Annotated in this window: 29 protein-coding genes and 1 riboswitch; of the genes, 12 read left to right on the top strand and 17 right to left on the bottom strand. The window is 44.1% G+C overall.

Features of this window, described 5'->3' with window-relative positions:
* Positions 1-59: 59 nt before the first annotated feature.
* Positions 60-176, bottom strand: a riboswitch (TPP riboswitch).
* 81 nt (positions 177-257) lie between these two features.
* Positions 258-950: a copper homeostasis protein CutC gene (locus tag BAA9072_RS20920; protein ID WP_201716564.1), complete on the bottom strand. Its 693-nt coding sequence runs from the start codon at positions 948-950 to the stop codon at positions 258-260.
* A 140-nt stretch (positions 951-1,090) separates the two neighbouring features.
* Here BAA9072_RS20920 and BAA9072_RS20915 point away from each other — a divergent pair, with 140 nt between their 5' ends.
* A complete protein-coding gene (locus BAA9072_RS20915; RefSeq protein WP_201716563.1) occupies positions 1,091-1,423 on the top strand; it encodes a hypothetical protein in 333 nt (110 codons plus the stop codon).
* 40 nt (positions 1,424-1,463) lie between these two features.
* Here the strand turns inward: BAA9072_RS20915 and BAA9072_RS20910 are convergent, their stop codons facing one another.
* Together BAA9072_RS20910 and BAA9072_RS20905 are read right to left on the bottom strand one after the other, a co-directional pair.
* The gene (locus BAA9072_RS20910) at positions 1,464-1,706 is read right to left on the bottom strand and encodes a DUF2584 domain-containing protein (RefSeq protein ID WP_201716562.1); all 243 of its coding nucleotides are present in this window, start codon (positions 1,704-1,706) and stop codon (positions 1,464-1,466) included.
* A 26-nt stretch (positions 1,707-1,732) separates the two neighbouring features.
* A complete protein-coding gene (locus BAA9072_RS20905; protein WP_201716561.1) occupies positions 1,733-2,515 on the bottom strand; it encodes an alpha/beta hydrolase family protein in 783 nt (260 codons plus the stop codon).
* 230 nt (positions 2,516-2,745) lie between these two features.
* Here BAA9072_RS20905 and BAA9072_RS20900 point away from each other — a divergent pair, with 230 nt between their 5' ends.
* The 3 genes from BAA9072_RS20900 to BAA9072_RS20890 all read left to right on the top strand — a co-directional run bounded on the left by BAA9072_RS20900 (position 2,746) and on the right by BAA9072_RS20890 (position 5,345).
* Positions 2,746-3,717, top strand: a complete 972-nt coding sequence (locus BAA9072_RS20900; protein WP_408015256.1) for an ABC transporter substrate-binding protein — start codon at positions 2,746-2,748, stop codon at positions 3,715-3,717.
* Positions 3,718-3,787: 70 nt separating this feature from the next.
* Positions 3,788-4,564: an ABC transporter ATP-binding protein gene (locus tag BAA9072_RS20895; RefSeq protein WP_201716559.1), complete on the top strand. Its 777-nt coding sequence runs from the start codon at positions 3,788-3,790 to the stop codon at positions 4,562-4,564.
* Positions 4,545-5,345 carry an ABC transporter permease gene (locus BAA9072_RS20890; protein ID WP_408015254.1) on the top strand — a complete coding sequence of 267 codons (801 nt, stop codon included), beginning with the start codon at positions 4,545-4,547 and terminating at the stop codon, positions 5,343-5,345. The genes BAA9072_RS20895 and BAA9072_RS20890 overlap by 20 nt, the downstream gene beginning before the upstream one ends.
* On the opposite strand, the gene ytkD is transcribed toward BAA9072_RS20890, so the two are convergent.
* From ytkD to BAA9072_RS20875, 3 genes are all read right to left on the bottom strand, one after another.
* Entirely contained in the window at positions 5,335-5,808 is a 474-nt protein-coding gene (ytkD, locus tag BAA9072_RS20885; RefSeq protein WP_201716557.1) for an RNA deprotection pyrophosphohydrolase, read from the bottom strand. The two genes, BAA9072_RS20890 and ytkD, sit on opposite strands and share 11 nt — an antisense overlap.
* 95 nt (positions 5,809-5,903) lie before the next feature.
* The gene (locus tag BAA9072_RS20880) at positions 5,904-6,242 is read right to left on the bottom strand and encodes a hydrolase (RefSeq protein ID WP_201716556.1); all 339 of its coding nucleotides are present in this window, start codon (positions 6,240-6,242) and stop codon (positions 5,904-5,906) included.
* Positions 6,243-6,298: 56 nt separating this feature from the next.
* A complete protein-coding gene (locus tag BAA9072_RS20875) occupies positions 6,299-6,688 on the bottom strand; it encodes a phage holin family protein (RefSeq protein ID WP_408015253.1) in 390 nt (129 codons plus the stop codon).
* A 219-nt stretch (positions 6,689-6,907) separates the two neighbouring features.
* Here BAA9072_RS20875 and BAA9072_RS20870 point away from each other — a divergent pair, with 219 nt between their 5' ends.
* Positions 6,908-7,153, top strand: a complete 246-nt coding sequence (locus BAA9072_RS20870) for a DUF6154 family protein (protein WP_201716554.1) — start codon at positions 6,908-6,910, stop codon at positions 7,151-7,153.
* A gap of 795 nt (positions 7,154-7,948) precedes the next feature.
* Here BAA9072_RS20870 and BAA9072_RS20865 read toward each other — a convergent pair.
* Entirely contained in the window at positions 7,949-8,131 is a 183-nt protein-coding gene (locus BAA9072_RS20865) for a hypothetical protein (protein ID WP_201716553.1), read from the bottom strand.
* Positions 8,132-8,303: 172 nt separating this feature from the next.
* Here BAA9072_RS20865 and ytzI point away from each other — a divergent pair, with 172 nt between their 5' ends.
* A complete protein-coding gene (gene ytzI, locus BAA9072_RS20860) occupies positions 8,304-8,483 on the top strand; it encodes a YtzI protein (protein WP_230980963.1) in 180 nt (59 codons plus the stop codon).
* 52 nt (positions 8,484-8,535) lie between these two features.
* On the opposite strand, the gene BAA9072_RS20855 is transcribed toward ytzI, so the two are convergent.
* Positions 8,536-9,009: an S-ribosylhomocysteine lyase gene (locus BAA9072_RS20855; RefSeq protein WP_201716552.1), complete on the bottom strand. Its 474-nt coding sequence runs from the start codon at positions 9,007-9,009 to the stop codon at positions 8,536-8,538.
* A gap of 186 nt (positions 9,010-9,195) precedes the next feature.
* Between BAA9072_RS20855 and yidD the strand changes: the two genes are divergently transcribed.
* From yidD to BAA9072_RS20830, 5 genes are all read left to right on the top strand, one after another.
* Positions 9,196-9,441 carry a membrane protein insertion efficiency factor YidD gene (gene yidD / locus BAA9072_RS20850; protein WP_230980962.1) on the top strand — a complete coding sequence of 82 codons (246 nt, stop codon included), beginning with the start codon at positions 9,196-9,198 and terminating at the stop codon, positions 9,439-9,441.
* Between the two features lie 142 nt (positions 9,442-9,583).
* Positions 9,584-10,513 carry a metal ABC transporter substrate-binding protein gene (locus BAA9072_RS20845; protein ID WP_230980961.1) on the top strand — a complete coding sequence of 310 codons (930 nt, stop codon included), beginning with the start codon at positions 9,584-9,586 and terminating at the stop codon, positions 10,511-10,513.
* Between the two features lie 268 nt (positions 10,514-10,781).
* A complete protein-coding gene (locus tag BAA9072_RS20840) occupies positions 10,782-12,140 on the top strand; it encodes a cytochrome ubiquinol oxidase subunit I (protein WP_201716550.1) in 1,359 nt (452 codons plus the stop codon).
* Between the two features lie 24 nt (positions 12,141-12,164).
* Positions 12,165-13,196, top strand: coding sequence for a cytochrome d ubiquinol oxidase subunit II (locus BAA9072_RS20835; protein ID WP_201716549.1), 1,032 nt, complete (start codon positions 12,165-12,167; stop codon positions 13,194-13,196).
* Between the two features lie 116 nt (positions 13,197-13,312).
* Entirely contained in the window at positions 13,313-14,035 is a 723-nt protein-coding gene (locus tag BAA9072_RS20830) for a 3-ketoacyl-ACP reductase (RefSeq protein ID WP_201716548.1), read from the top strand.
* Positions 14,036-14,073: 38 nt separating this feature from the next.
* Here BAA9072_RS20830 and BAA9072_RS20825 read toward each other — a convergent pair whose 3' ends face one another.
* The 8 genes from BAA9072_RS20825 to BAA9072_RS20790 form a co-directional block, all read right to left on the bottom strand.
* Entirely contained in the window at positions 14,074-14,445 is a 372-nt protein-coding gene (locus BAA9072_RS20825) for a VOC family protein (protein WP_201716547.1), read from the bottom strand.
* A gap of 145 nt (positions 14,446-14,590) precedes the next feature.
* Positions 14,591-15,697 carry an o-succinylbenzoate synthase gene (gene menC, locus BAA9072_RS20820; RefSeq protein WP_201716546.1) on the bottom strand — a complete coding sequence of 369 codons (1,107 nt, stop codon included), beginning with the start codon at positions 15,695-15,697 and terminating at the stop codon, positions 14,591-14,593.
* A complete protein-coding gene (locus tag BAA9072_RS20815; protein WP_201716545.1) occupies positions 15,687-17,177 on the bottom strand; it encodes an o-succinylbenzoate--CoA ligase in 1,491 nt (496 codons plus the stop codon). Before BAA9072_RS20815 ends, menC begins: the two co-directional genes overlap by 11 nt.
* Positions 17,177-17,341, bottom strand: coding sequence for a hypothetical protein (locus tag BAA9072_RS20810; RefSeq protein WP_201716544.1), 165 nt, complete (start codon positions 17,339-17,341; stop codon positions 17,177-17,179). Before BAA9072_RS20810 ends, BAA9072_RS20815 begins: the two co-directional genes overlap by 1 nt.
* 48 nt (positions 17,342-17,389) lie before the next feature.
* Entirely contained in the window at positions 17,390-18,208 is an 819-nt protein-coding gene (menB, locus tag BAA9072_RS20805) for a 1,4-dihydroxy-2-naphthoyl-CoA synthase (protein ID WP_044340358.1), read from the bottom strand.
* 15 nt (positions 18,209-18,223) lie between these two features.
* Positions 18,224-19,033: a 2-succinyl-6-hydroxy-2,4-cyclohexadiene-1-carboxylate synthase gene (menH, locus tag BAA9072_RS20800; protein WP_201716543.1), complete on the bottom strand. Its 810-nt coding sequence runs from the start codon at positions 19,031-19,033 to the stop codon at positions 18,224-18,226.
* Positions 19,014-20,768 (bottom strand): 2-succinyl-5-enolpyruvyl-6-hydroxy-3-cyclohexene-1-carboxylic-acid synthase, encoded by a 1,755-nt coding sequence (gene menD, locus BAA9072_RS20795; protein WP_201716542.1) that lies wholly within the window; start codon positions 20,766-20,768, stop codon positions 19,014-19,016. Before menD ends, menH begins: the two co-directional genes overlap by 20 nt.
* Positions 20,761-22,167 (bottom strand): isochorismate synthase, encoded by a 1,407-nt coding sequence (locus BAA9072_RS20790; RefSeq protein ID WP_230980960.1) that lies wholly within the window; start codon positions 22,165-22,167, stop codon positions 20,761-20,763. The genes menD and BAA9072_RS20790 overlap by 8 nt, the downstream gene beginning before the upstream one ends.
* A 302-nt stretch (positions 22,168-22,469) precedes the next feature.
* Here BAA9072_RS20790 and BAA9072_RS20785 point away from each other — a divergent pair, with 302 nt between their 5' ends.
* On the top strand, positions 22,470-23,393 hold the full coding sequence (locus tag BAA9072_RS20785) for a 1,4-dihydroxy-2-naphthoate polyprenyltransferase (RefSeq protein WP_201716575.1): 924 nt from the start codon (positions 22,470-22,472) through the stop codon (positions 23,391-23,393).
* Positions 23,394-23,450: 57 nt separating this feature from the next.
* Here BAA9072_RS20785 and BAA9072_RS20780 read toward each other — a convergent pair whose 3' ends face one another.
* Positions 23,451-23,774, bottom strand: coding sequence for a hypothetical protein (locus BAA9072_RS20780; protein WP_201716541.1), 324 nt, complete (start codon positions 23,772-23,774; stop codon positions 23,451-23,453).
* Positions 23,775-23,915: the final 141 nt, after the last annotated feature.

Genomic DNA, 23,915 nt, shown 5'->3' with positions numbered 1-23,915 from the left:
AGGTCCTGAATAATCAGAACCCGAATGTCAAAAAGTAGTATGCGCTAAAATAAACACCAAACGCATCCGTACTACTTCCCTACGCTGGTATCATCCAGATCAGGTTCAAAGGGTCAAAGAACTTATGCGTTCTCCTCTCAGTCCAAGCAATGTATCGGACTCCCCTAGTAGAAATATTGATAGTATACTGTTGTATTACATACTATTTTTACCATAATTCATTCTTTTTTCAAATAGTCGTATAGTAACAAATCAAATCAGGACGTAATCACACGTTTGATTTCCATTACCTTCTTTGAGTCTATTCCTAAGTCATAGCTCCCATGATGACGGACACCTGATCCAACATGATATTCTCTTGCCTTTAGCTTACTGTGTATTTTTCCTATGTTATCTACAGTTAAACCTGAACCGGGCATGACAATCGGACCGCCCATTTTCTCTATTTCTCTCATTTCATCAATCGTATCCATTCCCTTACTCACTTCAGACCTTCCCCCAGATGTGAGAATTCGGTCAATGTTTAAGCCTGAATGGAATATTCCTTTACATAAAGCCACCGGATCATCTGATACGTCGATAGCTCGATGAAAAGTAATCGATTGACCCTTGGCACTTTGTACGATTTCGGTTAAAGAAGGTAAATCAAGCTTCCCTTCATTGGATAATGAGCCAAAAACGATACCCCCGCCGCCCATTTCAACGATGGTTCTAACTTGTTCGACCATGGAATGTAATTCATCAGGCTGATAATAGAAGGATTTACTGTGTAATCGAATCATTACCTGGACAGGAATCGAAACAGCCCTTAACACTTTTTCTATCACATGAAAATCAGGCGTTAATCCTCCCTCGTGTATGGCAGACACTAATTCAAGTCTATCTGCTCCGGATGCATCTGCCACTCTCGCATCTTCCTCATTTAATACAATCACTTCCAGTTTACTCATGTTGATTTCTCCTTACCTTATAGTGTTCCTCTACTTTATCATATGTAGAAAATAAATCAGATTGTCCAAAAAAACAAACATGTTACCGTACGAGCTTGAATATCCTTTGAATATGTGCGGAATGGAAAAGGGGGAGAAACATGAAGCGTCTGGTATTTTTACTATTATGTGTGTTTGTGTTGAGTGCGTGCGGGGAGAAAAAACCGGCATCCTATGAATTATGCGGATATGGGGATATGATGGTTGTAAACGACAGGGAGTACGTGAAGGTATCTGTGGAGAAGAAGCTGACCCTTGATGAAAAGGTGGGATCCATCAAAGAAAAGATCGAAACCAAGTATCATCCCGTCAATGATTTTACGGCCAACACACTGGCGAAAGGGACACCCATCTACAGTGTAAAAGACCATAAGAACTACCTTATCGCACAAACGAAGGATAACCGTTATCTTTTATATGAGGAAATCAAATAAAACGAGTGGCTGTAAGCGTATGTTTACAGCCACTCGTTTTTCAATTAGTGGAATTAAGTGAAATCAACCGGTAGACTATCGTTGTTTTCTCATCCTTCCACTCCATCTTTTCAATCCTGCCGAAACCACTCGGGTCACTATGCTTCGTCTTTCTCACATCGATGGGAAGATGCATTGGATAAAGGCGGTATCCTTCCTTTTGTAGCTGGAACAAATTCTCTTCTCTTCTCACTTCTTTTCCTTTTGTGACAATCATCGTGTTTAATTCCAGGCCCATGCCCATTTTATATGACCTCGATCCTTTTTAATCTATTGATTTTTCATCCAGGAACAGAGCAGGGAAACGATCTGCTGATTCTTTCTGGGCGGAAAGTAGTGCGTATATTCTTTGAAGTAATGGGACGAGACCCGCTTCCCAAGTTCCTTCAATCTTTTTTCTAATCTATATGCATGCTCCACGGAAACGTTCTGATCCTTTTCTCCATGAATGATCAACACCGGTGCCTCCAGGCCTTCTAGGGTGTAAAGAGGAGTGCGCCAAACGTATCTCTCGGGAACTTTATTAGGACTTCCTCCGATAACCCTCTTCATCATTCTCCGAAGGTCTTTCCGCTCGTCATACGTCAGGAACATATCCGAAACGCCTCCCCATGTGACAACGGAAGTAACATCCCTGCACTCGACGCCCGCCATGAGAGCCATTACTCCCCCTCGGGAAAAACCGAAGACATGGATCCGGTCCCGTATGACGTTGGGGTGATTTCTCAATAAATCCATTCCGGAAATAGCATCTTCCCGGTCATCACCTGCAAAATCCTCATTCCCTTCTCCTCCCAAGTTCCCCCTGTAAAATGGTGCGAACACAACGAACCCGTGGGAAGCGAATTGAGCGATCCGTGCTGGCCGGACCATCCCGACACCTTTTATTCCGCCTCTCAAATAGAGGAAACCATCATACTCCCCCTTTAGAACAGGTTCTGCGAGTAATCCCTTCACCCTGAGTCCTGAGGATAAATAGGTGATTTCATACATTTCAACATGTGGGTTCGGAGAGGGGAATAACGTTTTTTTCATGATCGTTCCGTTCTTCATATTCTCTTCCTTTCAAAACGTGCATTGGGTATTCACACATTTTTATACTCTACATAGAATATTTTAGCAAATCTAAATAGGCGATGGAAAGAAAGCTTTATGACCATCCTACCCAGTTGCCGTATAGATATACAAGGCGAAGAGAATTGCACTCATCCCAACTATTGATCACCCTGAAGGATTAAAGGAGGAAGATTGAATTGAGAAAATGGCTTAGAAGTAGTCTAGGTATACTCCTCATTCTCACGTTGACCATCGGGTTGACCGCTTGTGGAGAAAAAGAAGAAACTGTTCAAAAAGTTCGCATAGCGGAAGTGACCCGTTCGATTTTCTATGCACCTGAATATGTTGCGATCGAAAAAGGATTCTTTAAAGAGGAGGGGCTCGACATTGAACTGACCACCACGTGGGGAGGGGATAAAACGATGACCACCCTATTATCAAACGGCGCTGATGTCGCTTTGGTCGGTTCGGAGACGTCCATCTACGTTCATGCACAAGGGTCGAATGATCCTGTCATCAACTTTGCTCAATTAACTCAAACCGACGGAACATTTCTCGTCTCAAGGGAAAAGGTGGAGAACTTTGAATGGGATCAACTGAAGGGTTCAACCTTCCTTGGCCAACGTAAAGGCGGAATGCCGCAAATGGTCGGAGAGTTTGTATTGAAGAACCACGACATTGACCCACAAAACGATTTAAATCTCATTCAGAACATTGATTTTGCCAATATAGCCAATGCCTTTGCATCAGGTACGGGGGATTATGTCCAATTATTCGAACCGACTGCTTCCATCTTCGAACAAGAAGGAAAAGGGCATATCGTCGCTTCCTTTGGAACGGAATCAGGTCATGTGCCGTACACAACCTTCATGGCCAAAGACAGTTATATGAAAGAAAACAAAGATACCGTAGAGAATTTCACGAAAGCCCTATACAAAGCCCAGCAATGGGTGGAAAAAAACTCAGCAGCCGATATTGCCAAGATGATTGAACCTTACTTTGAAGATACAGAATTGGATTTAATCGAGACTGTTGTAGACCGCTATAAATCGCAAGGATCTTTCGCCACCGACCCGATCCTCGACGAAGAAGAATGGAACAATCTTCAAACCATCATGGACGAAGCAGGTGAGCTTCCTCAGTCCGTCGATCACAAAACACTGGTGAATACATCCATTGCAGAAAAAGCGGCAAAGTAGCAACATCCCGGGGGCTGACTTCTCATGTCAGCCCTTCCGTTATAAAAAAAGAAAATGGAGGCTTACTACAGTGAACTTTCTATCGATTGATTCCGTCCACCACACCTACTTCTCACCGAAAACGGCCACCCATGCCCTCTCAGACATTTCCTTACAAGTAGAAGAAGGTGAATTCGTCTCGTTCATCGGTCCATCGGGATGTGGTAAAACGACACTGCTTTCCATTGTTGCCGGCCTCATACTCCCGACACAAGGGAAGGTAACGTTAAACAATATGCCTATAGGAAAAATGAAAAAGAAATTGGGATACATGCTCCAGCAGGATTATCTATTTCCCTGGAAAACGATTGAAGAAAATATTTTTTTAGGCTTGGACATTATGGGGAACCTGACAGAGGAAAAAAGAAAAGAAGCACGAGCTCTATTGAGCGAAATGGGACTCGAAGGTGTAGAGTCATCTTACCCACGTGAATTATCAGGGGGTATGCGTCAACGGGTAGCACTAATCCGTACACTTATCACAGATCCTCAATTACTGCTCTTGGATGAGCCCTTCTCCGCACTTGACTATCAAACGAAATTGAGATTAGAGGATTTGGTGCATTCAACCTTGAAATCTTTTGGGAAAACGGCCATTCTTGTCACTCATGATATCGGGGAAGCCATATCCATGAGTGACCGGATCATTCTATTCGGCTCGAAACCGGGACGTATCCACACCATATTCGAAGTGCCTTCCACGTTAAAAGAAATGATGCCCTTTGAAGTCAGGAATCATGAAACATACCCGGGATTTTTCCAAACCATATGGAAGGAGCTTGAAAAACTTGAATCACGAATCGATTAAACAAAAACACCAGGATTATATTCAATCATTGAAAAGAGAGCAGCGCTGGGTTTGGTTTTATCAAGCCCTCATCTTTACCGTATTCTTTTCCCTCTGGGAAATAGCAAGTCGAAACAACTGGGTAGATCCACTCATTTTCAGCTCACCTTCTAAAATATGGACATTATTTATCGTGAAGTTAGGGGACGGAAGCCTTATAGCCAATCTTTCTGTAACCCTTGGTGAAACCGTCATCGGATTCATCCTCGGCACCCTGCTCGGAACAATGCTCGCCGCTTTATTATGGTGGTCACCGTTCCTTTCCAAAGTATTGGATCCCTATCTTGTCATCCTGAACGCCATGCCCAAGGTAGCCCTTGGACCACTATTAATTGTGGGACTGGGACCGGGCTTCACTTCCATCATCGCCATGGGGACGGTCATTTCCGTCATCATCACCACCATCGTCGTCTATACATCCTTTCGGGAAGTAGACCCTAATTACTTAAAGGTAATGCAGACATTTGGGGCAAAACGGGGACAGATGTTTAAAGAAGTCATCCTTCCAGCCTCTTTCCCGACGATCATTTCAACCTTGAAAGTAAACGTAGGGTTATCATGGGTGGGGGTCATCGTAGGGGAATTCCTTGTGTCCGCCAAGGGCCTCGGTTACATGATCATATACGGATTCCAAGTTTTTAACTTTACCCTTGTCCTTCTCTCCCTCCTCGTGATTGCCGTATTTGCCACTATTATGTATAAGCTTGTGGAGCAGCTCGAGAAAAAATGGATCAAGTCATAAGATCGAGTTCGTTTAGTCGTTTCAATGCCAATTCCACCACCTGATCCTTCATAATGAAGCTAAAGGAAGGATCCTCTTGAATCTGTGAGAAATCACCGTTCCAAAGCACGGATCCTTCTGTTTCCAAGTAATCCCCTTTGCGGATGAGTTCTTCTGCTTCAGCAAAGAAAATCGTTTTGACAAATGGAGAGCGGTCATACACCTTATATTCCCCAATAAATAAAGGTTCTTTGATCACTCCCCCGGTCTCTTCAAATGTTTCCCGAATCGCCGCTTCCTCCAGGGTTTCTCTTTGTTCTCTCTTCCCCCCTGGAAATTCGAGACCTCTCATTTTATGGCGAGTCAACAGCCACTCTCTCTTATAGCGGCATATAATCAGGACATGATACGATTCCTGTTGGAATCTCCCTTTTTCAAAGGATAATTCCACTCGCTTCCCATTTTCATCTATAAACTGTTCCATCTGACCTCACCTCATCCGTACACGCTTTCTTCCATCTAACCATAAATAAAAAGCATTGGTCCACAGATATTACTCCTGAACCAATACTTTTATTCTTACTCATGGTTTTCATGCGGCTGAGAATCCAGGATTCCTATACTTTCAATGAATGTCTTAACGTCTTCATCTCCCAGCCGGTGGAGCATTTCATACACTTGATGAAGGTTTTCATCATAGGCATCATTTTCCCGGTCAAAATGATATTGAACATAAGGAACGTGAGACCGGTAGAAATTTTGCCAATCGACTGAGTGATTGGAATCGAACACTTCCCGAAGCTTGGTGATTTCTTCATCGGTAGCGGATATTTTAAAGTTCCATTCGGAATCTGTCGAGCTTCTTGAAATCTCACCAGTGGCTACTTCAATATAATAATCGTGTCGTTCTTCGTTCATCTTCCCACTCCTTCACAGTACTTATCCTTCATTTTCCTCAATTGACGAAATTCTATTCACTTCGATTTCTTCTTTAACACCTCAACCGCTTTCCGCAAAAAATCCGGTACAGGTACCCCGGCTCTCCCGACATTCTCAATGATTGAAATCATTTCATTACACAAATAAAAAATAATCGTCGCATTACGAATAAAGTGGCTATTTGTTAGTATAGTATCAATAAGGTGGGCGACCGTGACAAGAGAGAATATCAGCACCTTACGGCCGATCCCTTTCACCCCGAATTTGCTTGACAGCTTTCCTTCAATCCCGCTTGCAATCATCCCGGTGAAATAATCAAGAGTCACGGTAATCAAAAGAAAAGTGATTAACATGTCCCACTCTCCGAATAGGTTAAGAATGATGGCACTGAGACCCGACCCAACGAACAGCAAGCTTTTCTCCAATGAAAGCATCTCCTTTTTCTAGTAGTTGGTTATTGTGAGACAAACCATTACAAGGTATCAAAACGATCGTTCAGTTTAACTCAGAAACAACCAAGAACCTCTTCTCATGGTTAAAAAGTCCGACAAAGGGTAAAAGACAAATAAGAGTTGTCCTAGCATAATATGTAGAGTAATTCATAAACGTTCATGTTAAAATGGAACAAAAGGGAGGTGAAGTGCATGAAGTTGATCGAAGAAATTTATGAAATGTACCGCAGAAGAATCAAAGGTACCGACGAAGACTTAGACCTCATTGCCCTTACAATCTTAGAAGATACCTCTAGGAATGAATTATTAGAACTGATACAGGAAATGGAAACAGAAGAATTACAATACTTCTTCCGCTTATACATATTCGAAACATTGAAAGAAAAATGGTCCAACAGTGAAGAACGGGTAAGACTCGAAAAAAAGAGCCTTCATTAAAGAAAAGCGGAGGCGGGTTGATCAGAGGCGACAAGCATAAGCCGGGAATGACGGAAAGGCGCTTTTTGCCTTTTTGGCATTCCCGGCTTATGACCTCGAGCCTCTACCCGCCGGAGCTGGACAAATCAAAAAGCGGAGGCGGGTTGGTCAGGCCCGACAAGCACAACGGGGAAAATCCCTGAAGGCGCTCTTTGCCTTTGGGGATTTTCTCCGTTGTGACCTCGAGGGACTACCCGCCGGAGCTGGACAAACCGAAAAGCGGAGGCGGGTTGGTCAGGCCCGACAAGCACAACGGGGAAAATCCCTGAAGGCGCTCTTGGCCTTTGGGGATTTTCTCCGTTGTGACCTCGAGGGACTACCCGCCGGAGCTGGACAAACCGAAAAGCGGAGGCGGGTTGGTCAGAGACGACAAGCATAAGCGGGGAATGACGGAAAGGCGCTTTTTGCCTTTTTGGCATTCCCCGCTTATGACCTCGAGCCTCTACTCGCCGGAGCTGGACAAATCAAAAAGCGGAGGCGGGTTGGTCAGGCCCGACAAGCACAACGGGGAAAATCCCTGAAGGCGCTCTTGGCCTTTGGGGATTTTCTCCGTTGTGACCTCGAGGGACTACCCATACAAAAAGAGGCTGAGACGAAAGTGCTTTAGTCAAATAAAAATCCGAACAATTTCGATTTTCATTAAAGAATTTCGAATGATCGTTCGGATTTAATAAAGCATACTTAGTGTATATAGCTGGTTCTAGCTGTGGATTGAAGTGCAAGACGAAGACTCCTTCATTTAGTTATGTCTTTCTTTCATCCTTTCACGTCCACTGTATGTCCTTTACTTGGATGGGGAACAGGCTGACTTACCTGCATATCCTTCATCATCACCGTGACTTGTGCCGCTTGAGTCGCCATCTGACTTTTCAGCAGATTCATACTGAGTGTCCTTTGAAGCTCTGCAACCTGTTTCCCCATCATAGAAGAGATTTCCATGGAAACTTCCCCCTCGCTTTGACTTTTAAGAATAGTGCACACTATAAACATTCACTCTATTCAGAATAACAAACATCCATTGGAAAACATAGGAAACGTCATAAAAATGTTGTTTTTCCCCCATGAATGACCGATCTTTCTATGGTAAAATAGTTAAAAAAAAGGGGGTTGCATGATGTCGGTAACTCTTGTTCTAATTATTGCGGTTGTCATTTGTATTCTTGTGATTTTCGTAAGTGCCCTCACAACGTCCAAGGCCTATACAACCGTTAAACATACAGTCGATCCACTTGAAAATAATCCTCATCTCGAAAAGATGAAACAGGACGAAGAAAAAGAAAATAAAAAGTAACCCATAAAGAAATCCACCGTTCCCTATAAAACGGTGGATTTCTTTTTCTTTTTTATGCGAATACTTGTTTCAACTCTTCATCGCTTTGACTTAACCAGAAGCGCATCAGTTTCTTGGCTCCTTCTAAATCATGAAGCTTCGCCTGCCCGCATTGTTTTTCATTGGCTGCCGGGATTTCTTCGATTTCTACAGCTTCTTTCATCGTTGCATTCAACAGATCGATGATTTCTTCCACTTTCGGCTGGCCACTCACGACTAAATAATAGCCCGTTTGGCAACCCATCGGGGAAATATCAATGATATCAAAATGAGCATAAGGCTCAGCATATTTTCGGATCGTGAATGCTAATAGATGTTCAAGAGTATGAATGGAATCAGGCTTCATTGCTTGCTTGTTCGGCTGGCAGAAACGGATATCAAACTTGTTCACAAGTCCGTCGCTTCCTACTTTATGCACACCACAATGTCTGACGAACGGTGCTTTCACTGCATTATGATCTAATTCAAAGCTTTCTACTGAAGGCATTAATATCACTCCCAATTTAGTTTCTACTTCATAGTATAACGTAAATTCATAGTTATTTCATCAACTTAATATGAATTAGGCATAAAACCTATCATTATTCTGTTTCTCCACGTGCTGACAATCGAAACATTTCATTCCCCATCCGGGTTCTGATATAGTAAAAGAAAATCTATGAGGAGACAGGTTATGAAAAAATTATTATTGTTTTTATTCATGCTATACCAGCGCGTCATCTCCCCTCTTAAACCCCCTACTTGCCGCTTTTATCCTACCTGCTCCCATTACGGTGTCGAGGCAGTTAGCCGGTTCGGTGCACTCAGGGGCGGCTGGTTGACGATGAAGCGGATTGTAAAATGCCATCCGTTTCATCCTGGAGGGATTGACCACGTTCCAGAAGAATGGCCAAGGAAAAAGATAAGTGACTCAGACTAACTCCAAATCGTGAGGGAGTCTTTTTTTTATTAAATCCATCCAATTATCTTGCTTATTCCCCATTTCGGTAGTAAAATAACCATTGTGCTAAATCGTAATCATTACAGTTATTAATAAATCTGTTTAAAAAGGAGGATTCCTCTTGAACTATATTCGTTTAGGTTCACTATTATTATTGATTTTAGTATTGTCTGCCTGTGGAGCCGATTCCGGCCAGGGTGATGGTAAAAAGAAAGATATATTAGAGATTTACACCACTGTCTATCCATTGGAGGATTTCACGAAAAAAATCGGTGGGGAATATGTGAATGTCGAAAGCATATACCCTCCAGGTGCTGATGAACACACCTTCGAACCTTCCCAGAAAGATATGATGAAAATGGCCGATGGTGATATTTTCCTCTACGTCGGGATGGGTCTTGAAGGATTCGTTGAAGATTCCAAATCCCTATTAGAAAATGAAGATGTCGTCGTTGTGCCGGCAAGTAAAGGAATTGAGGTGCACCACAAGGAAAGTGCAGATGAACATGATCACGACGGGCATAACCATGATGTGGATCCGCACATTTGGCTAGATCCTGTGTACTCCAAGGCTATGGCAACAAACATCGCGGACACTCTCTCAAAGGAATTGCCTGAACATAAGGAGGAGTTCCAGGCGAATCTTGAAGCGTTAACCAGAGAATTGGACGAATTAGACTCTGAATTTAAAGACATGGCTGACCATGCACCGAAGAAAACATTCTACGTTTCCCATGCTGCCTATAGCTATTGGGAAGAACGCTACGGACTTCATCAGGAAGCCATAGCCGGTTTGAATACTGCTGACGAACCGTCCCAGCAGGAGCTGAAAAAAATCATTGAAAAAGGGAAAGAAGACAATGTCCAATATATCCTCTTTGAGCAGAACGTCTCTTCAAGACTGACAGAAGTTGTCCAAAATGAATTGGGTGCGAAGTCGCTCACTCTTCACAACTTATCCGTTCTCACGGATGAAGATCGTAAGAAGGATGAAGATTATTTTTCACTGATGAAAAGAAATATTGACACGTTGAAACAAGCTTTGCAATAGAAAATGTGGGGAGGGCAGCCTTGGTGGCTGCTCTTTTTTCTTATTAATGAGGTTTAATTCAAAACTGACCATCCTATTTTTCAGACCCTATTATCATCAGACTTCGGATGATCATTATGATCCAACAATTATTATATGATCGATCTTCCACCATCAATGATTGACTCTGAAAATATACATCACCTCTTTCTCCCATATATCATGAATATTATTTTCCATTAAGTGGACAATAAGGAAATGTTAAAGACTAGTAAGGGAGATTTTGAGAATGGATGAATTAGTAATTGCTCGTTCCATGTTTGGAGTCACAATGGGGTTCCATATCATTTTTGCCACACTTGGAGTGGGTATTCCGTTAATGATTCTCGTCGCAGAAATTATGTTTCAACGGACCAATGATCTGGATTATTCCGTGATGGCAAAACGCTGGACTAAGGCTTTTGCCGTTTTGTTAGGGGTGGGCATTCCTACCGGAACGATTGCCGGTGTACAACTGTCCCTCCTTTGGCCTGGATTCATGGAGGTCATCGGGCGCGTCATGGCCCTGCCGTTTCAAATCGAAATCTATGCCTTCTTTGTGGAAGCATTATTTATGTCCATTTATGTATATGCAGCCAATCGCATCGCACCTTGGATGAGAATTGTGAGCCTCGTGCTTGTGGCGATTGGCGGACTCGCTTCAGCCGTATTGATTACGAATGTCCATGCATTTGAAGGGACGCCTGCCGGCTTTGAAATCATAAACGGGGAAATCACTAACGTGGATCCTTGGAAGGCATTCTTTAATCCAAGCTTTTTCGTTACGGCGGGACATGTAGCTTTATCCGCCTATGTCGTGGGATCATTTACGATCGCCACCGTTTCCGCTTATAAAATGCTAAAGACTTCCTTTGGTTCAAGAATCTATGTATTCCATCGAAAGTCACTCATGATTTGCTTATTAGTCGGGGGAGTATTCTCATTCTTGACGGCAATCAATGGGCATGAATCAGCTCAGCAGCTCCATGAATATCAACCGGAGAAATTAGCTGCAGCGGAAGGGTTATTTGAAACACAGACCCATGCCCCTCTTGCTATTGGGGGATTCACCGATCCTATTACCCAGGAAGTGAAATGGGGGATTGAGGTTCCTTGGGCACTCAGTTTCCTGGCCGGGAACAGCTTCGATACGGAAGTCATCGGGTTAAACGACTTCCCTGAAGAATACTGGCCACCTTTGTTCGTTCATACATTATTTAACGCGATGGTAGGGATAGGATCACTGCTAATATTACTGTCACTCATCGCCTATGTGTGGAACAAGCTACTGAAAAAGGACCGTTTCCCAAAATGGTTGATGTGGGCATTTGTTGCGGGAGGACCACTGTCGATCCTGGCCATCGAATTCGGTTGGATCTTCGCCTGTACAGGACGCCAGCCTTGGACGATCTACCGTATTCTCAGTACGGAAGACTCGGTGACCACTTCAGGGAACTTAGGAACCCTTTTCATTCTATTCGTTTCCGTTTATGCGATTTTGGCCGTGTCCGTCGTTCTGGTCCTTCTCTATTATTTCAAACGGAATCCACCTGAAAAGGATATTAACAAAGCGGAAGCCAACCAAAAAGATATTCCCCTATCAACTTAACAAGCCTGAATTGGAGGTGAAGATATGACACAAGCATTGATTGCCATCACGATACTATGGGGATTCGTCTTTATCTATGCCGTTATGGCAACGATGGATTTTGGTGCCGGCTTCTGGTCGATGATCTATATTAATCATGACAAGACGAAAGCAACGAATATTGCCAATCGATACCTGTCCCCTACCTGGGAGGTCACGAATACATTCATCGTCGCCTTAGTCGTGGCCGTGTACAGCATGTTCCCTGGTGCTGCCTATTCGTTAGGAACCGTATTACTCGTTCCAGGAAGTTTGATTCTACTGCTTCTGGCACTGCGGAGTGCCTTTCTTGTATTCTCTCATGTAGCAGATGACTACAGAAAGCCGCTGACTTATGTAACAGGGATCACCGGCTTACTGATTCCCGGCTTGCTCATTAGTGTCCTTCCCATTTCCCACGGACCTTATATTGATTTCGATGGCGGACAGACCCTTCTTCTTGGGAAACTGTTTACGAGTCCACATGAATTTGCTTTCTTCGGATTCGCCGTCGCAAGTACACTGTTTCTGTCATCCTTGCTTCTCGCTGATTACTCCAAGGCTTCAAAGGAATTCGAAGCCTTCAAGATGTATCGCCGGGACGCTCTGATCATCGGTCCCATTTCGGTTATCATGGCCTTTCTTATTATGTTCACCATGAAAAATGAGGCCACCTGGATCTATGATCGGATGATGGAAGATCTACCTATATTATTAGTTTCCCTCTTAGGGTTCCTCGTTGCCGGAGGCGCACTATTCCTGCCGACAAATAAGGAAGGAATGAAGGGAATGCCCAGGGTCGCCGTCATCGCCGTTACCTTTCAATATGTATTGGCGAGTTATGTATACGGTAAGGCACACTTGCCCTATATCATCTACCCTGAGGTCACGATTCAGTCCGGATTTACCGACCCCAACTCCTTTAAGGCTGTATTCATCACGTATATCGTCGGGTTCATCATCCTGTTCCCTGGTTTTGTCTACTTCTGGAGTTTATTTATGAATGATAAACGGTACTTGCGGCAAAAAAGTGAATGAAAGCTCCGGCCCCTCCGGAGCTTTTTCTCATTCGGCCCCGGAAAGTAGAATAGTTGCCTATCCCACTTCTTACCTTTACACTTACGGTAGAAACCCTATTGGAAGGATGATGGATAATGGCACAATCGATTAAGGGCAAAACCGCTTATGTTACGGGTGCAGCCAGGGGAATCGGTAAGGCGACCGCATTGGAACTTGCCCGTGAAGGCGTCCATGTCGGACTTCTGGCGCGCACAGAGAGCACTCTTGAAAAAGTGGCTGAGGAAGCACGGTCACTAGGAGTGAAAGCCAGTGTAGCAGTAGCAGATATTTCCCAAATGGATCAAGTGGACCAAGCTATTTCAAAATTACAAAATGACTTAGGACCGGCTGACATCCTTATTAACAATGCAGGTATCGGAACATACGGATCATTCCTGGAAATCGATCCGGAAGAATGGAAACGGACCTTTGAAGTCAACGTGTTCGGAACCTATTATGTCACACGTGCCGTTTTGCCCCAGTTGATGGAGAAGAATCGGGGTGACATCATTAATATTTCATCCAGCAGCGGATTGAAAGGTACGGAAGGAAGCACTGCGTACAGTGGATCGAAATTTGCCGTCCAGGGCATGACAGAAGCGCTCATGCAGGAAGTCCGAAAACATAACATAAGAGTCATGACCCTCAACCCGAGCCTGGTGGCAACGGACCTGACCTTTGGCGATAGGCTTGATGAAGCGGACAAGGATAAATACATGCAGCCGGAGGACCTGGCGGAGCATATGATATCACAGCTGAAATTACATCCCAGAATCTTTATCAAACAATCCCTTCAGTGGGCGACGAATCCATTTTAATATGTAGAAAAGCCAGAGAGCATTTGCTCTCTGGCTTTTTATCTGTGTTGATCAACGAGTATGGTATTGCCATCGGGATCTTCAATCGTGAAACTTGCAGGTCCCTCGCTTGATTCATCCGCTTCAGACAGCATGCTAATCCCTTTTGCTTTCAGACTCTTTTGAAGTTCCCGAACGTCCGTGAATGCCTCCAGATTTTCTGCATTTTGATTCCAACCTGGATTAAACGTCAGAATGTTCTTTTCAAACATTCCCTGGAAAAGGCCAACGATACAATTTTCATTCTTCATAATGAGCCAATTGTGAGCAATATCCCCTCCCATGATTTCAAATCCAAGGCTTTCGTAAAATGACTTTGATCGATGAATGTCTTTCACGGTTAAACTTACAGAAAATGCACCTAGTTTCATGCTTCCTCCTCAAAGATTTGTCATTTGAGCATGTACTACTTAAGTATAAATGGATTGGTTCCCCAAATACAATATTTTCTATTTCAAGAAATTTTTTGGAATAGAATATTCCCTACTTTTTCGTGAGGTTTAGAGGCTTGATGATTTAAACGTAAATAGTTTCCTTGTATTTGGTGACGACACCAAGTCGCTTTCGGTTTAACTCTACACCAATACCCGCACCCTCCAATCGATCCGCCACACCATTTTTCACAATGATCGGAGTGGTAATGATGTCCTCGTCCCAATACTTTGAGGAGGACGAGATATCCCCTGGAATTGAAAAACCTTCAAGAGTGGCGAGAGACAGATTATGGGCCCGGGAAACTCCGAATTCAATCATTCCCCCACACCACACTTTAATATCATGTTCCCGGCACAACCGATAGATTTCCAAAGCACTCGTATACCCACCAACCCTGCCAAGCTTGATGTTAACCACCCCACAGCTGTTTAAATGAATGGCGCTCTTCATGTCGTGAAGAGTAACGATGCTTTCATCGAGACAAATCGGAGTGGCTAACTCCCTTTGCAAAAGAGAATGTTCTACTAAATCGTCGATTCCCAACGGCTGTTCAATCATCTCCAAGTCGAACTCATCCAATGCCTGGAGCTGTGTTTTGTCTTTAAGGAAATACGAAGAATTAGCATCGGCTAAAAGGGAAAGGGTTGGAAAATGAGCCCTCAACTCTTTTACAATCTCTATATCTGCCCCCGGGGAAATCTTCAGCTTTATTCGCTGATATCCATCCCGAACCAGTTCTTCCGTCTGCTTGATCATTTCCTCCACGTTGCCTGCTGAGACCACGGCTCCAGCAAGAACTTGTTTTCGCACGCCACCGATCATATCCCAAAGAGGCAGATTGTGCTGCCTTGCATAAAGATCCCATAACGCCATTTCAAGTGCAGCCTTCGCCATAGCGTTACCTCGAACGGCTTCAAACCGCTTACCGATTTCTTCAGGGTGTAGGAATGGAGTATTGCTCATAAGTGGGATCAATACATCCTTCAGCATATGATGGGACGTTTTAACGGTTTCTTCTGTATACCAAGGTGTCGAAAAAGCAACGCATTCTCCTAGCCCGCATAGCCCGTCAGTGTCCTGCACCTCAACAATGATCCCTTCCCGCTCCTCAACCGTTTGGAGATGGGTCACAAACGGTCTTTTCAAGGGCATCGTAATGATGTGGAGAGTGATGGATTTAATCTTCATCGGCATACATTCCTTTGTCCCACTGATCTCTGAGCACTCTTCTCAACAGTTTATTTGAAGCATTTCGTGGAAGCTCTTCCACAAATACAATTTTTTTCGGACGTTTATAGGAAGCAAGATTCTCTTTGCAATGTCTTATGATTTCCTCTTTCGCAAGATGTTCTTTCTTTACGATAAAAGCGCATGGAATCTGTCCCCACTCGTCACTTGCAATTCCTGTCACTCCTGCATCCTCCACCCCGTTACAGCCCAGCAGGACACTTTCAATTTCAGCGGGGTACACGTTTTCCCCACCGGAGATGATCAGGTCAGATCGGCGGTCCAATACAAATAAGAAACCTTCTTCATCCACATAGCCGATATCCCCCGTATGAAACCAGCCTGATTCAAAGCTCTTGACGTTGGCTTCCTCTCTTCGGTAATATCCAGGTGTCACATTCGGCCCTTTCACAAGGATCTCCCCTTCTTGATTCGCTTTTGAAGCGCCGTCTTTGCACTGGATCATTAATTCAGAAGGAAAGAGAGGCTTACCTGCTGACCCGAGCTTCGTCATACTGTATTCAGGCGATAATGTCACGATTTGAGAGGAGGTTTCTGTCATTCCGTATGTCTGGAAGACCGGTACGTTTTTTTCCTTACATGCCTGAAGCAATGGGAGAGGCGCCGGCCCCCCACCCAACAGCATACAACGGAAATTTGGATGATAGCATCTGTCCTTCATGTCTTGCATTAGACGCATAAGCATATTGCTGACAACAGACATGATGGTGACTTTTCCCGACGCGAGCTCCTTATTGATTCCTTCCACGTCAAAACTTTCAAACAGGCGGACGTTCATTCCATAAATAACACTCCTCATCAGGATTGAATACCCGCTGATATGAAAGAGAGGAACCGAACAAAGCCATGTATCATTTTCACTTATCCCGAGATTCAAGGAAGACCCAATGGCACTCCACCAATGGTTTCCGTATGATTGAAGAACTCCCTTTGGCGCTCCTGTCGTACCCGATGTATACATGACCGAGCATGCTTGGTCTAACTGAAAATGATCCTTCACCTCAAAAGGTGTCCGGTGTGTGCGGAACAATTGAGAGAAGGAGACTCCCTTAACGCCCTCTCCTAAAAAAGAAAGCTTTTCTTCACAATCATCATCATATATGACCGTAGATAACTCCATATCTTGAATTTGAAAAGATAATTCATTCTCACTCAACTTATGATTTAAGAGTACGGTCGTGAAGCCCAGCTGTTGAATGGCATGAACAAGCAACACAGAATTCACTTTATTTTTGATCATGAGTCCCAAATAGGGGTGAGACGATTGTTTAACGATGGTATTTAGCTGTTCACCGATGGAAATGACTTTTTCCCACAGCTCTGCAAATGTATACTCCCCATCACCATTACTTAGAGCCATTCGGTCAGGTGTTAAAAATGTTCTTTGTTTTAGCCAATTAGGCAATTGCTGTGTTGTCATCAATCATTCTCCATTCCTTTCGTATTGTTGCCCTGTTCGTCATTCATTAAAGAGAGTTGCTTGGTCTTTCGGTTTTGTTTTTCTTTAGTTATGGCACTTCCACTGAACATATGCTGAATGGTGAACAACCAATTCACCCGGGTACCAACAGCACAACCTTTCATTTAAAAAAGCCTGATGAATCCATATAAGATTCATCAGGCCGCCTTAGATCAAGGGAAACGAGGGAATTGTCCGAAGTCCGGCTTACGCTTTTCTTTAAATGCGTCGCGGCCTTCCTTGGCTTCTTCCGTTGTGTAGTATAGTAGGGTAGCGTCACCTGCAAGCTGTTGCAGACCTGCCAGTCCATCTGTATCTGCGTTGAATGAAGCTTTCAAGAAACGAAGGGCAGTCGGACTCTTCTCGAGCATTTCTGAAGCCCACTGAACCGTTTCCGCTTCAAGCTGCTCATATGGGACAACTGTGTTGACGAGGCCCATTTCAAGTGCTTCCTGTGCATTGTATTGACGGCATAGATACCAGATTTCTTTCGCTTTCTTATGACCGACGATGCGAGCAAGATATCCAGCACCGTATCCGGCGTCAAAGCTTCCTACTTTAGGACCTGTTTGACCAAAAATTGCGTTGTCTGCGGCAATCGTAATATCACAAACGACGTGAAGAACATGTCCTCCACCGATTGCATAGCCTGCTACCATTGCAATGACCGGTTTAGGAATCACACGGATCAGTCGCTGTAAGTCCAATACGTTCAGTCGTGGAATTTCATCTTCCCCGACATATCCACCATGACCGCGTACCCGTTGGTCCCCACCTGAACAGAATGCCTTTTCACCGGCACCTGTTAATACGATGACACCGACCTTGGAGTCGTCGCGTGCATAAGCAAATGCATCAATTAATTCCATTACGGTTTTAGGACGGAATGCGTTACGAACTTCTGGTCGATTGATCGTAATCTTAGCGATTCCATTGTACGTTTCGTACAAAATATCTTCATAGTTTCTTTCTGAAACCCATTCAAAAGCCATTGGTTTGTTCCTCCTTTATGTAGTTAACAGTAGTTCCTTTATTATTGTACCAAACTTTAGCGGTTCTTCCACATGAATTGCATGTCCCGTGTTGAAAAATGTCACAATTTGAAAGTCTGAATTGCGTTTTTTCATCTCTTCTGCAATATAGATGAACTTATGATCAAGCTCGCCGACAAGTATTTGGACAGGGAGAGAGAGATCGCAAAGCCTGTCCCACAAAGAATCCTGTGCACCTGTCCCCATTCCCCGCAAGCTATTCGATAAGCCTGTTGCCGATTGATTCAAGCGCTGCTTCCTAATGTTGAAACGCTCTCTATCTGACAGCCTTTTTTGAGAAGCAAACAAGGGAATCTCCTGCCAGAAGTCGACAAAGTTTTCGATTCCGTCTTTCTCGATTCTATCAGCCAGTCCATGGTCTTTCTTCATGCGATCCACTCTTTCTTCAGTCGTTTTCAATCCCGGAGAGGCGCTTTCCAAGATTAATGCCTTTACCCTTTGAGGATAGGTCAAGCTGAAGTGAAGAGCCAAGCGCCCTCCCATTGAATATCCGATCAACACTGCTTCCTCGATGTTGAGTTCATCGAGAATGAAACGTATGTCTAAGGAAACCCGTTCCATTTTATACCGTGTAAAATCCTTGGGAGATTCCGTAAGCCCATGACCAATTAGATCAATGCTAATACATTGATGCGTTGTAGACAAATGATCGGTGATTGGTGACCATGTTGTCGTATCCCCTGTGAAGCCGTGAAGGAAAACCAAAGGTTCCCCTTCCCCTTTAACTTCTACAAAATAACGAATATCATTCACTTGAAGAATCATGGTGTTCACCCTTCATGTTTTGCTTCATTTCCCGGGAAACAAAATTCCACAATTTACGATGATTTGCTACATTTTCTTCACGATTGGTCATCACTTCAATAATTTTTATCCCCTTGCTGTGCTCCGCTTCCTGGAGGGCTGGAATAAATTCTTGTTGGGATGTCACATGAAAATAATGAGCACCGTAAAGCTTTGCGGCGTGGGCAAATTCAAGATCCATCGGGGTTCCGAACAGGTCTTCGAAGTGAGTCTGGTCAACTGCCTGGGGCAGATAAGAAAAGATTCCTCCGCCATTATTGTTCATCACAACGATCGTCATATCCAATTGATATTTCCTGGCTGTTAATAAACCGTTTAAATCATGAAAAAAGGCAAGATCCCCGATTAGGAGATACATCGACTGTGATTTCGTACTCATGCCGAGGGCCGTGGAGACCACTCCGTCAATCCCATTTGCCCCTCGATTGGCAAAGATTCGAAGGGAACGTTCATTTGTGAAAAAATAGGTATCCAAGTCACGGATCGGCATGCTGTTACTTGAAAACATGGTGGACCCTTCCGGCAAGTGCTGGATCAGCTGATGGACAGCTGCCCCTTCATCCCAGGCTTGATGCCCGTTTATAAGTAAGTTCTTTGTCCGGTTATTGACATCCTGCCAATGGTTTAACCAACTCAGAGTCTTTTGGGAAGTATGTTTCATTAAGCTCTTACAAAACAGGCTTTCATCACAATGAATATAATCCGTTCCCCGTGCCGTCGGATCCTGCCATTCTTCTCCTTTACTCACAATCCACGTTGGAATATCCGGTAGACCTTTCAAGAACAACATAAGTGCTTTCGAAACTGGCATGGCACCGAAACGGATTACGAGATCAGGATGTAACGATTCTTGAAGGTCTTCAATTCTCAGGAATGTGTCATAGCAATCGATGACCGTATCCTTGGAATGGTGACCACTCCGGACAAAGGATAATGGATCTGCTATGATTGGCAATGCGTTTTCCTCGGCAAAATCAACAATGGACTGAACAGCATCTTCACATAATCCTGAGCCACACACAATAATGGCGTGGTTTGATTTCTCTATTGTTTCTTGAAGTTCATGTTGAAAGTCCGGGGATAATTGACGGTCTCCTTGAAGGACTCTTTTTCCCTTTTGATCACCTGCAAATTCAACCTTCTGCAAATCAGGGATAAGAGGTTCCCTGAACGGGAAGTTATAATGAACCGGACCTTCAGGATTTCCTGTTGAAATGGCCACTCCCCTGACAGCAGATGATCGTGCATACTGTATCATGGACGGGATACTTTCCGGCAAGGCCATGTCAATGGACCATTTAACGTGTTTCCCGTACAAATCAATTTGATTAATGGCTTGAGGTGCCCCAACTTCCCTTAGCTCATGAGGGCGATCCGCGGTCAAGACAATGAGCGGTACCTTTGCGTAGCGTGCTTCGATGACAGCCGGATAATAATTCGCCCCTGCTGTCCCGGAACTGCACAATATAGCGACGGGCTTATTCCTTGCCTTTGCAATCCCCAATGCAAAAAAAGCCGCAGAACGTTCATCCACGTTAATATACGTTTTCACACCTGGATGGTGGGCGAATAACAACGCCAAAGGAGTAGATCGAGAGCCGGGACTGATGACTACTTCGTCTACTCCATTTCCAACCAACTCTTCAATGAATGCCGCCAAATAATTTGTCAGTTTCAATTGATGTTCGTCAATCATGTACGGTTCCCCCTAAAGCCCGGAGCATTGGCCTAAATTTCATCTGTGTTTCTTTAAATTCACTTTCGGCCTCCGAGTCCGCCACGATTCCGCACCCCGCATACAGATAAGCCTTCTCTCCCTGAAGCAGCCCTGAACGAAGGGCGACTGCATACTCACCATTTCCGTAGGCGTCTATCCAGCCAATCGGACCTGCATAAAGCCCACGATCCATTTCTTCCTCTTGTCTGATTACATAAAGAGCTTTATCCCTCGGTACTCCACCCAATGCTGGGGTAGGATGTAATTTTTCAACAAGATTTAAGAGGGAGGTATGCTCAGATGCTTGTCCGATGACAGGAGTATACAAATGCTGGATATCCTTCAACTTCATAAGTTGTGGTGAAGGAGGGATCGAAAGTTTATCACAAAAAGGGTTCAGAGCCTGTTGAATGCTGTCCACTACAAGCTGGTGCTCATAACGGTTCTTTTCATCCTCCAGTAGCTCTTCCCCAAGTTTTTCGTCGTTCAGAAGGGTATCTCCTCTCGCAATGGAACCTGCGAGGCATGTTGAGAGGATTTCTTCTCCTGTCTTTTTCACGAGCCGCTCCGGAGTAGCTCCGATAAAACAGCTTTCTTCCCTTTCAAAGCTGAAGACAAAGCTGTCAGGCTGCTGCTTCCACAGATTATCCAGTACGAAATCCGATGACACCTTTTTGTCGAACGACACTTCACATTTTCTAGCAAGTACAACCTTATCCATCTCACCCTGCTGAAGCCGATTTACCACGCTTTGGACAGAATCTTTCCATTCTTCCGGCAACACATCACGTGTTCCAAGCCAATGGGGCCGTTCAGGAATAATGGTCTTCCGGGCGTTTGCCAAAAGTTCTTCTTTCATACGGATGCGTTCATGAAATATGCTTTCGTCTTCTTCCGGATGACAGATGACATTCGTAGTCAGATAATTCGTTTTACCCGTCTTTGTAAGCATGAACGCGGGGAGCTGGAACGATCCCGTCGAGAAATGCCTCCATTCAGGACCATTGTCGTTCAAAGGGTCGAAACTGAAGCCCCCGAATAATAGTGGACCGGTGCCTGCCCATTTTTGCCCTGTCACGACCACAGACCTATCAATAAAGCGCTTCCACTCATTCTCAACCGTAAAAAAGCGCTCTTTCTTCTCATTTGTCGACAAAATGTGTGCCGCTCCGAGCCCTGCCAGTGTAATGGTATGATCACGGTCCTTCCATAAAAAACGCTCTCCATGAAAAGAGCTTCCTCCATAATAAAAAGAGAGAGGATCCACGGCATCGACTTCTTCCACTATGCTGAGAAGGACGGGGTGATGTATTTGTTTAGCCTTCATTTTGGCTGTATCATATGCTTTTTCAATATTGGTTTTATGGATGGTAACCAACTGAATTCCCCCAAACAAAATCACGTGCACTATTTCAAACTTACTATAAGATACACCTGTCTTTATAGTGTGTCAACGAAGTTTAAGACATGTTTACAATATTTATCCTTATTATATAATAAACCCTTTTTCTTCTTTTGAGAAACCAAAAGCTCTGTAAAAGTCCTCAATTACTGGAAAATAGAACCTTCACGAATTTGTAGAAAATGATTGACAGTCCCTCTCCCATTACCTACACTTTAATCTGTAAAGGAATTGTAATGTTTTCTGAAAATTCCTTATTGCGTAAGGGAGAGAGAATGATGGAACAACAAGCATCCAACGTGTTGGAATCAGATAAAGGGTGGAAAATCTGGTGGCAATTAACCCGCCCCCACACTCTTACAGCTGCATTTGTACCTGTATTATTAGGAACGGTACTCGCACTGCAATTTACGAAAGTGAACGTATTGCTATTTACAGCCATGCTGGTTGCCTGCCTGTTGATACAGGCTGCTACCAATATGTTCAATGAATATTATGATTATAAAAGAGGATTGGATACAGAGCATTCAGTCGGGATAGGAGGAGCGATTGTCCGTAACGGGGTCAAACCCTCAACGGTTATCAACCTTGCCTTTTCACTATATGGAATCGCCCTTCTTTTAGGGATTTATATCTGCCTTTACAGTACTTGGTGGCTTGCCCTCATAGGCTTAGTGTGCATGGCAGTAGGGTACTTTTATACTGGGGGACCAATGCCAATTGCGTACACACCGTTCGGGGAAATCGTTGCCGGATTTTTCATGGGATTGGTGATCATCCTGATTTCATTTTACATCCAGACCGGCTATATCAATGGGGAAAGCATCCTCATTTCGATTCCAGTATCCATTTTAGTAGGCTCCATTTTATTGTCCAACAACATCCGCGACCTGGATGGTGATAAGGAAAACGGCCGTAAAACCATTGCGATCCTATTAGGGAAGAAAGGGGCCATCATCCTCTTAGGTGGTATGTTTGTCGTATCCTATGCCTGGATTATCGGATTGGTCGTTACAGGAATATCATCTCCATGGCTGTTCGTAGCCTTTCTGAGCATGCCTAAAGCCGTCAAGGCAACGACAGGATTCATCGGAAAATCACAACCCATCGAAATGATGCCGGCCATGAAAGCCACGGCCCAGACAAATACCATCTTCGGATTCCTATTGTCCATAGGACTATTACTAGCTTATATATTATAAAATTCCGCTTTTCCCGTAGGAGTCATCGTCTTGCACTCAATCAACACCTAGAACCGTCTAAAAATACTTTTTAACTTTAACAAAAAAATCCGAACGCTCATTCAAATTTGTAATTTGGAATGAGCGTTCGGATTTTATTTTGACTAAAGCAGCTTCTTTTATTGTTTTTTTCTCTTGGCATTCATCCATAATAATTGCCCCGACAAGCATAAGATGAATGGGCCGGGAAGGCGTTTTTTGCCTTCTTGGACCATTTAGCTTATGACCTCGAGGGGCTAGCCGCCGGAGCTGGACCACAACGAAAAGCGGAGGCGGCTTGATCAGCCCCGACAAGCATAAGATGAATGGGCCGGGAAGGCGTTTTTTGCCTTCTTGGACCATTTAGCTTATGACCTCGAGGGGCTAGCCGCCGGAGCTGGACAAAGTGAGACCCCCCCCAAAGCCTAAAGACTCACCGCCTAGCCCCGCCGAAAGCGAGCACCTGGCGCGGAAATCAACCAACACCCGCTAATAGAATTATTG

This window comes from Rossellomorea arthrocnemi, assembly GCF_904424705.1.
GTDB lineage: Bacteria > Bacillota > Bacilli > Bacillales > Bacillaceae_B > Rossellomorea > Rossellomorea arthrocnemi.
Note: the sequence above shows the minus strand (reverse complement) of the source record. Positions and strands in the feature narration are given on the sequence as shown.